The organism is Actinoplanes sp. NPDC048791 (genome assembly GCF_040650095.1).
Lineage (GTDB): Bacteria > Actinomycetota > Actinomycetes > Mycobacteriales > Micromonosporaceae > Actinoplanes.
In genome coordinates this window covers 1-5459 of sequence record NZ_JBEZGQ010000578.1, presented here as the reverse complement: position 1 = coordinate 5459, position 5459 = coordinate 1, and the positions used below count along the sequence as shown (strand labels likewise).

Genomic DNA, 5459 nt, shown 5'->3' with positions numbered 1-5459 from the left:
GGTGGCGGCCGGCCCGGCCGTCGCCGCCGTGGCGTCGTCCGGCTGGGCGCGCTGCCGCATCCCGGAGCGCAACACCGGCCGCGCCACCTCGACCGCCGGTCCGCTCAGCGCCTACACCGGCGCGGACGTCTACCGCGTGTCGGCCTCGGCCGGTAAGGGCTGGACGTCCTGGCTGCCGCGCGCGGTCACCGACGTCGCGAACGGCCGCACCGCGTCGGTGGACGTCTACGTCAAGCGCCCGGCCGGCGCCCGGGGCACCCGGGTCGCGGTCACCGTCACCTCGGAGAGCAACCCGGCCGCGACGGCCACGACCTCGTGCCGGGTGCGGTGACGGCTACTGGAAACGGGCGACGGACAGCAGGGCGAACCCCACAACCGCCAGGGGTACGGCGAGCAGCAGCGCGACCAGGCGGCGCCGCCACGTGTCCACGACCAGCACCGTGAGGAGCACCCCGAGCGCCACGTCGATGAGGGCTGACCAGAGCGGCTCGTCCCCGCCTCGACGCGCGAGCACCGCTGCCTCGGCGAACATGACGGCCGCGGGCATGGCCGAGGCCGCGGTCTGCCACCGTCCCGGGCGCCGCGCGGCGATCCCGGCCCCGCCGAACACCACTCCGGCGATCACGGCGAAGCCCATCCACACGAGGGCCACGGTGTTGTACAGGTTCGACAGGTCGTCGTTCTGGATCACGGCCGCCGCGAGGTAGTAGCTCGGCACGGCCACGACCAGCATGACGACCGCCGCGGCGATGCCCCGCGCCCAGCCCCACCGCCCCCAGTACGTGAACAGGAAGCCGGCCACCGCCCACACGGCCAGGGAGTTGCCCAGCCCGCCGAACGGGAACGGCACGTACTTGATCCACACGAAGTCGAGCGCCCCGAGCAGGAGGCCGGCGACGGGCGCCGCCACCGCGGCGTACCGGTTGATCATCACCTCCGGGAGCTTAGGCATCCGGTGGGCCGCGCGGATCGGGCTCCGGACCGGGATCACCGCCCCGTGATCGGCCGAAAGGCCGACCGGGCTGTCGATTCCGCACCGGTTCCTTCGTCGTAGCGGTATGTCCGATCAGATCCGGCTCAGTGCCGTCACCCTCGACTGTCCCGACCCGCGCGCTCTCGCCGAGTTCTATGCGGCCGTCATCGGCGGCACGGTGACGTGCCGGGACAAGCAGTGGGCCACGGTGCAGGGCCCGAACGGCCGCATCGACTTCCAGCGCGTCCCCGGCTACACCCCACCGACCTGGCCCGATCCGGCCTCGTCGATCATGATGCACCTCGACTTCTTCGTCACCGACCGCGCGGCGACCGAGGCCCGGGTGCTGGCCGCCGGCGCGACGAAGTACGACTTCCAGCCCAACAGCGGCCAGTGCTTCGTCTACGCCGATCCGGCCGGCCACCCCTTCTGCCTCACCACCTGGGACGGGCTGATGCCCTGACGCCTCAGCGCTGAGGTATCCGGCCCTGGGAGACGGCGTTCTCGAGGTCGGCGGCGAAGGCGTCCGGGTCCCGGGTCCGGATGTAGGTCGCCACCGCGTCGTAGAAGCCCTCCTGGAACGCCGGGCTCATGGACTCGCCGTGGGTGACCGACAGCAGCACCGGCGCACTCCAGAAGGTCTTCGACGCGTCGCGCTGGTACGGCGGCAGCGCCGACACGTCCACCGTGCGCAGCACCGGGATCGACCCCTTGGCCCGGCTGAACGCGACCTGGACCTCCGGCTTGCTGATCTCGGTCAGGAAGGCGAGGGCGTTCTTGGCGTTCTCCGCCCGGGTCGCGGCGACGAAGACGTCGACGACGGCCAGGTAACTGTCGTCAGTACCGGGGAACGCCACGCCGTTGAAATCGGTGCCTTCCTTGGCGCCGTCGGCGAGGAGTTCGCCGTACGCGGAGTCGTTCATGGACTCGAACGCGCAGCCGCCCGTGGTGAGCTTCTTGGTGGCCGCGTCCCAGGTCAGGCCGCTGGCCTCCGGGTCGGCGTAGGTGAGCAGGCCGCCGAAGGTGCGCAGGGCCGACGCCACCCGGGCGCTGCGCCAGTCGAGCCGGTCGGCCGCCATGTCCCGCCAGCCCGGCACGCCGATGGTGCTGAGCAGCACGTTCTCGAACAGCTCGACGGTGGTGAACGGGTCCTTGCCACCCAGGCACAGCGGCGTGGCCCCGGCCGCCTTCACCTTCTTCAGGTCGTCCAGGAAGGTCGCGAGCGGATAGCCGGCGCTCGGCGGGGTGACGCCGGCCCGGGTGAGCACCGCGGGGTTGAACCAGAGGACGTTGCTGCGGTGGGCGCCCGTCGGCACGCCGTACGGTTTGCCGTTGCGGCGGACGGACTCCAGGATCGCCGGCTGCATGGTCGCGTCCAGCCCGCCGGCGGCGTAGACGGACGAGACGTCGCGGACGGCACCACGCTCGGCATAGCCCTGCACCGACTTACCGGCGAAGGTCTGCCACACGTCCGGCGGGTCACCACGTTGCAGGCGCTTGGCCAGCGCCACGATCGCCTGGGAGCCGGCGCCTCCGGCCACCGCGCCGTTGACGGCGTCGACGCCGGGATCGCTCCGGCGGTACGCGCTCAGGACGGTGTCGAGCGCGGCGGCCTCCGACCCGGAGGTCCACCACGACACGACTTCGAGCTTGCCGGTCTGGGTCGTGGCGCTGGTCGGCCCGTCGCTGCCACAGCCGCTCGCCGCGAGCACGGTCAGCGCGGCCACGGCCGCCAAGGTCCGCCGGGTGTTCATGCCGTCCTCCCCGCGCTCGGCCGGGTCCGCAGGTCGTAGAGCGCGTAGAGCCCGACCACGGCGAAACAGACGGCCGGGACGATGAACGAGAAGGCCGCGCTCGTGCTGTCCACGAGCGTGCCCTGCACCACCGGCATGATGGCCCCGCCCACGATCGCCATCACCAGCCCGGCGGCGCCGAACTTGGTGGCCGGCCCGAGACCCTTGAGCGCGACGCCGTAGATCGTCGGGAACATCAGCGACAGGGAGAACGACAGGCTCACCACCGCGATGACGCCCGCCAGGTTGGGACTCACCATCGCGAAGACGCACAGCACGACGGCCAGCGCGGCGAGCGCCGCCAGCACCTTGGTCGCCCGGATCCGGCCGATCACCCACGTCATCAGGAACCGCGAGAAGAGGAAGACCAGCAGGCTCAGCTGCAGGTAGAAGCCGCCCTTCTCCAGGCTCCCGCCGAGGGCCTGCTGGACGTACTGGATCAGGTAGGTCCACGCGCAGACCTGGGCCGCCACGTTGAAGAACTGCGCCACGACGCCGTAGCGGTACTGCTTGTTGCGCCACAGCACCCCGAACAGGCTCCCGACCCCGCCCTCGTGCGGGCCGTCGTCGGGGAACTCCTCGACGATCGGCGGCGCCTTCTGGCTGGCGATCGCCACGGCGATCAGCACGAGGACAAAGGCCAGCCCGAGGTACGGCGCCATGACCGCACCCAGCTCACCCGCCCGGATCGTGTGCACCTCGGCCGGGGTCAGCGTCGCGATGTCCACCGGGTCGGCCAGCTTGGGCAGGATCAGCGTCGAGGCGAGCAGGACGCCGATGTTGGTGCCCAGCGGGTTGAACGCCTGGGCCAGGTTGAGCCGCCGCGTCGCCGTCTGCTCCGGGCCGAGCGAGAGCACGTACGGGTTGGCCGAGGTCTCCAGGATCGAGCAGCCGGCGGCCATCGCGAACAGGGCCACCAGGAAGGCCTCGTACGTCATGATCTTGCTGGCCGGATAGAACGAGAAGGCGCCGATCGCGGCCAGGCCGAGCCCGGTCAGGATGCCGGTCTTGTAGCCGAAGCGCCGGTTGATGAAGGCCGCGGGCAGCGCGAGCAGGAAGTACGCCCCGAAGTAGGCGAGCTGCACGAGCGAGGCCTGGAAGGTGCTCATCTCGAAGATGCGCTTGAAACCGGCCACCATCGGCGTGGTCAGGTCCTGCGCGACGCCCCAGGCGGTGAAACAGCCGATGAGGGCGATGAACAGGACCACCATCCCGCGCCCGAGCAGCGGCTGACCGCGCGCGGCCTCAATGTCGTCGGTGATCGGAGCCGGGGCGATACTCGGCATCCGCGAACCTCCGCCCCGGACGGCAGCACCCCGCGTGATTGCGAAGCGTCACCAATCCATCACGGCGACGCTACCCCTTCACTTCATCGATGGGAACCACTGGGTGTAGCGTGCGGGTCCTGAAGGGGTGCGTGGTCATGGAGTTCGACGTCACCATCGAGATCCCCAAGGGAACTCGCAACAAGTACGTGTTCGATCACCGCACCGGCCGGCTCCGGCTGGACCGGACGCTGTTCACCGCCACCCAGTATCCGGCCGACTACGGCTTCATCGACGGCACCTGGACCGCGCAGAAGGACGCCCTCGACGCGCTGGTGCTGGTTCGCGAGCCCACCTTTCCCGGCTGCCTCATCCGGTGCCGGCCGATCGGCATGTTCCGGATGAGTGACGAGCACGGGCCGACGCCGAAGGTCCTGTGCGTGCCGACCGCCGACGTCCGCCTCGCGGAGCTGCGCGAGATCACCGATCTCGACCCGTTCCTGCAGCTGGAGATCCAGCACTTCTTCGAGATCTACAAGGCGATCGAGCCGGGCAAGAGCGTCGACGTGGGCGGCGAGCGGTGGGCCGGCCGGGCCGAGGCGGAGGCCCAGGTCACTGACGCTTTCGGCGGTCAGGAGCCGACGTAGGCGAGGGCGAAGCCGACCGTCGGGACGCCGAAGAGCACCGAGATCAGCGCGAGCTTGGTGATGGTCGGGCGGCGGGTGAGGATCGCGTACGCGACCAGCAGCACCGGCGCCATCACCAGTTGCGCCGTCAGGGTGGACCGCGGCACCAGCACGTCGAGCCACGCGCAGAGGATCGAGATCGCGAGCGCCCCGGCCCACAAAGCGATCCCGAGCCGGTGGGCGAAGCGCGCGCCGAAGCGCACCGCGAAGGTGGTGTCCCCGGCGCCCGCGTCGGCGGCCAGATCCGTCACGGTCGTCGGCAGATACAGCGCCGCCGCGAAGAGCAGGCCGATGAGCCCGAACTGCCACGGGAACTCCCACGGCGTACGGGTGATCGCCCAGCCCGCCGCCGGCGAGACGACCCCGACGACCAGCGCGTTGACCACGACGTCCCAGCCGGGCCGGGTCTTGAGCCGCAGCGGCGGCACGCTGTACGCCCAGCCCAGCGCCAGCACTCCGGCGACGCCGAGCACGAACAGCGGCCCCACGAACAGAGCGCTGAGGATCGCGGCGCCGGCGATGCCGTAGTACCACCGCCGCAGCCGGGCGGCCGACACCGCGCCGGTGACCAGGGGAGCGGTGGCCTTGCGCGGGTTGGCCCGGTCGCTGCGCAGGTCGTGCAGGTCGTTCTGGGCCAGCACCGCACCCCAGACGAGCGGGCCGAGCACGAGCAGAGCCACCAGAGCCCGGGCCGTGTCGGCGCGGGCGGGCAGCCAGGCGTGGCCGGCCAGCACGGTGCCGA

General features: G+C 71.3%; 6 protein-coding genes and 1 pseudogene. 3 read left to right on the top strand and 4 right to left on the bottom strand.

The features are described from left to right. Positions 1-331 (top strand): annotated as a pseudogene (locus tag AB0C29_RS31540) (hypothetical protein); the annotation flags it as partial. A 3-nt stretch (positions 332-334) separates the two neighbouring features. On the opposite strand, the gene AB0C29_RS31535 reads toward AB0C29_RS31540, so the two are convergent. Next, positions 335-931: a DUF6518 family protein gene (locus AB0C29_RS31535; protein ID WP_360827832.1), complete on the bottom strand. Its 597-nt coding sequence runs from the start codon at positions 929-931 to the stop codon at positions 335-337. Between the two features lie 127 nt (positions 932-1058). On the opposite strand from AB0C29_RS31535, the gene AB0C29_RS31530 reads away from it, so the two are divergent. After that, a complete protein-coding gene (locus tag AB0C29_RS31530; protein WP_360827828.1) occupies positions 1059-1436 on the top strand; it encodes a VOC family protein in 378 nt (125 codons plus the stop codon). Between the two features lie 4 nt (positions 1437-1440). Here AB0C29_RS31530 and AB0C29_RS31525 read toward each other — a convergent pair whose 3' ends face one another. Together AB0C29_RS31525 and fucP are read right to left on the bottom strand one after the other, a co-directional pair. Then, positions 1441-2727, bottom strand: coding sequence for an ABC transporter substrate-binding protein (locus AB0C29_RS31525; protein WP_360827825.1), 1287 nt, complete (start codon positions 2725-2727; stop codon positions 1441-1443). Then, positions 2724-4052 carry an L-fucose:H+ symporter permease gene (gene fucP / locus AB0C29_RS31520; RefSeq protein ID WP_360827822.1) on the bottom strand — a complete coding sequence of 443 codons (1329 nt, stop codon included), beginning with the start codon at positions 4050-4052 and terminating at the stop codon, positions 2724-2726. The genes AB0C29_RS31525 and fucP overlap by 4 nt, the downstream gene beginning before the upstream one ends. Positions 4053-4189: 137 nt before the next feature. On the opposite strand from fucP, the gene AB0C29_RS31515 reads away from it, so the two are divergent. After that, the gene (locus AB0C29_RS31515; RefSeq protein ID WP_360827819.1) at positions 4190-4678 is read left to right on the top strand and encodes an inorganic diphosphatase; all 489 of its coding nucleotides are present in this window, start codon (positions 4190-4192) and stop codon (positions 4676-4678) included. Here AB0C29_RS31515 and AB0C29_RS31510 read toward each other — a convergent pair. Beyond that, positions 4663-5459 (bottom strand): UbiA prenyltransferase family protein (locus AB0C29_RS31510; protein WP_360827815.1); only part of this gene is annotated, 797 nt, incomplete at its 5' end. The genes AB0C29_RS31515 and AB0C29_RS31510 overlap by 16 nt on opposite strands.

Bases quoted from the DNA above. Each gene is read 5' to 3' on its own strand.
- AB0C29_RS31535 (WP_360827832.1), bottom strand. From the start codon at position 931: ATGATCAACCGGTACGCCGCGGTGGCGGCGCCCGTCGCCGGCCTCCTG.
- AB0C29_RS31530 (WP_360827828.1), top strand. From the start codon at position 1,059: ATGTCCGATCAGATCCGGCTCAGTGCCGTCACCCTCGACTGTCCCGAC.
- AB0C29_RS31525 (WP_360827825.1), bottom strand. From the start codon at position 2,727: ATGAACACCCGGCGGACCTTGGCGGCCGTGGCCGCGCTGACCGTGCTC.
- fucP (WP_360827822.1), bottom strand. From the start codon at position 4,052: ATGCCGAGTATCGCCCCGGCTCCGATCACCGACGACATTGAGGCCGCG.
- AB0C29_RS31515 (WP_360827819.1), top strand. From the start codon at position 4,190: ATGGAGTTCGACGTCACCATCGAGATCCCCAAGGGAACTCGCAACAAG.